This is a genomic window from Pseudomonas sp. BS-2016 (genome assembly GCF_001806145.1).
Taxonomy (GTDB): Bacteria; Pseudomonadota; Gammaproteobacteria; order Pseudomonadales; family Pseudomonadaceae; genus Aquipseudomonas; species Aquipseudomonas lundensis.
On sequence record NZ_MLCT01000127.1, the window covers coordinates 1 to 2,178 of the forward strand.

Consider the following 2,178-nt stretch of genomic DNA (forward strand, 5'->3'; position numbering starts at 1 on the left):
GTATGCGCCACAACCCCAAGGACACTGCGCGCATGCGCCGCGAAGGCTTGATTGCCTTGCCCGAAGACTTGGGTATTCGCCGCACCGACGCCACCCGCGAGTTGTTGGCCGCCAAGAGCGTGGCCGACCTGGTGGACTGGTCTGGTGGCCTCTACAACCCGCCCGCCAAATTCAGGAGCTGGTAAATGCGCGCGCTCAAACAGCATGAACTGAGCCTGGCCGATCGCCTGGCGGATATGGCCGTGGATGCGCTGATCGACGAAGCGGATTTGTCGCCTAAACCCGCTCTGGTAGACCGGCGCGGCAACGGCGCCCACAGCGATTTGCACCTGGGGCTGATGCACGCCTCGGCGCTGTCGCTGTGGCCGATGTTCAAGGAAATGGCCGAGGCCGCGCTCGACATCGGCGAAGTCGGCCTGCCCCTGCGCGAAGCGCTCGGGCGTATTGGCCGGGAAGGTGAGCAGGCCATGCTCGCCACCACCCAGGGCGTGAACACCCATCGCGGTGCGATCTGGGCCCTGGGGTTGCTTACCGCTGCGGCGGCCCTGGAGCCCCGCACCATAACCCTGACCGCCGCCAAGCTGGCCCTGCTCAACGACCGCTTCTCCCCGCAGCCCATGAGCCATGGCGCCCAGGTCGCCCAACGCTACGGCGCACGTGGTGCCCGTGAAGAGGCGCAGCTTGGCTTCCCCTCGGTGACCCAACGCGGCCTGCCGCAACTGCACAAGAGCCGCCGCGAAAACGCCGGTGAGCAGAACGCCCGGCTGGATGCTTTGCTGGCGATCATGACGGACCTGGCAGACACCTGCGTGCTCTACCGCGCCGGTACCGAAGGCCTGGCCACCATGCAACAGGGCGCCCAGGCTGTGCTCGACGCCGGTGGCAGCGCAACCCTGGCCGGACGCCGCCAACTGCATGAATTGGACCTGCAACTGCTGGCCTTGAATGCCTCCCCCGGCGGCGCCGCCGACCTGTTGGCCGCCTGCCTGTTTATCGACCGCCTCGACGGAGCGTTGTGATGGAAACCTTATCCTTTGAATTCCCCGCCGGGCAGCCCCCCAAAGGCCGTGCGCTGGTGGGTTGCGTCGGCTCGGGCGACCTGGAAGTGCTGCTGGAGCCGGGCACGCCCGGCACCTTGACCATCCAGGTGCAAACCTCGGTCAATGGCGCGCAGCAACGCTGGCAGCACCTGTTCGAACGCATCTTCCAGGAGCAGACGCCACCGGCCCTGAACATTGATATCCACGACTTCGGTGCCACGCCCGGTGTGGTGCGCTTGCGATTGGAGCAAGGTTTCGAGGAGGTCGGCCATGACTGACTTACTCGCTAAACACAGCTTTGTCGAACTTGGCGCTCGACAGCGCGCCAAGGCGCTGTTAGATGCCGGCACCTTCCGCGAGTTGATCGACCCGTTCCAGCGGGTCATGTCGCCGTGGCTCAGCCGCCAAGGCGTGGTGCCCCAGGCCGATGATGGTGTGGTGATCGCCAAGGGCAGCATCGGCGCCAAGCCTGTGGTGATTGCCGCGATCGAAGGTAATTTCCAGGGCGGCAGCCTGGGTGAAGTTGGCGGTGCGAAAATCGCGGGCGCCTTGGAACTGGCCGCCGAAGACAACCGCAACGGCGTCCCCACCTGCGCGGTGCTACTGCTGGAAACGGGCGGCGTGCGCTTGCAGGAAGCCAACCTGGGCCTGGCTGCCATTGCCGACATTCACGCGGCGATTGTCGACCTGCGCCAGTACCAGCCAGTGATCGGCGTGGTGGCCGGCAGTGTCGGTTGCTTTGGGGGCATGTCCATCGCGGCTGGCTTGTGCAGCTACCTGGTGGTGACTCGCGAAGCACGTCTGGGCTTGAATGGCCCGCAAGTGATCGAGCAGGAGGCTGGCCTGGAGGAATACGACTCCCGCGACCGCCCGTTTATCTGGAGCCTTACCGGTGGCGAGCAGCGCTTCAACAGTGGCTTGGCCGACCGTTATGTGGCCGACGATGTGGCGCAGATCCAGCAGACTGTCAGCGCGCTGTTGCAGCAGGGCGTGCCCACACAACCGCGCAGCCGGCGCGCTGATTTTTACCTGGCGCGCCTGGCCGAACTGGACGCGAGCGCGCAAATCGAGCCGGCGACGGTTCGCGCGCTGTATCAGGGAGAACGCTCATGAGAGGCTTGCAGTGGTTCAACGCATT

The 2,178-nt window shown here is 65.5% G+C and carries 4 protein-coding genes; all 4 read left to right on the forward strand.

The window, feature by feature from the left end; translation table 11 throughout:
- The coding region (locus BKD70_RS22940; RefSeq protein ID WP_175441029.1) for a malonate decarboxylase subunit alpha at nucleotides 1-185 on the forward strand (185 nt) is incomplete at its 5' end.
- A complete protein-coding gene (locus BKD70_RS22945; RefSeq protein ID WP_054916900.1) occupies nucleotides 186-1,019 on the forward strand; it encodes a triphosphoribosyl-dephospho-CoA synthase in 834 nt (277 codons plus the stop codon).
- Nucleotides 1,019-1,318, forward strand: coding sequence for a malonate decarboxylase subunit delta (locus BKD70_RS22950; protein ID WP_054897567.1), 300 nt, complete (start codon nucleotides 1,019-1,021; stop codon nucleotides 1,316-1,318). The genes BKD70_RS22945 and BKD70_RS22950 overlap by 1 nt, the downstream gene beginning before the upstream one ends.
- The gene (locus BKD70_RS22955) at nucleotides 1,311-2,153 is read left to right on the forward strand and encodes a biotin-independent malonate decarboxylase subunit beta (RefSeq protein WP_070415464.1); all 843 of its coding nucleotides are present in this window, start codon (nucleotides 1,311-1,313) and stop codon (nucleotides 2,151-2,153) included. Before BKD70_RS22950 ends, BKD70_RS22955 begins: the two co-directional genes overlap by 8 nt.
- Nucleotides 2,154-2,178 lie beyond the last annotated feature (25 nt).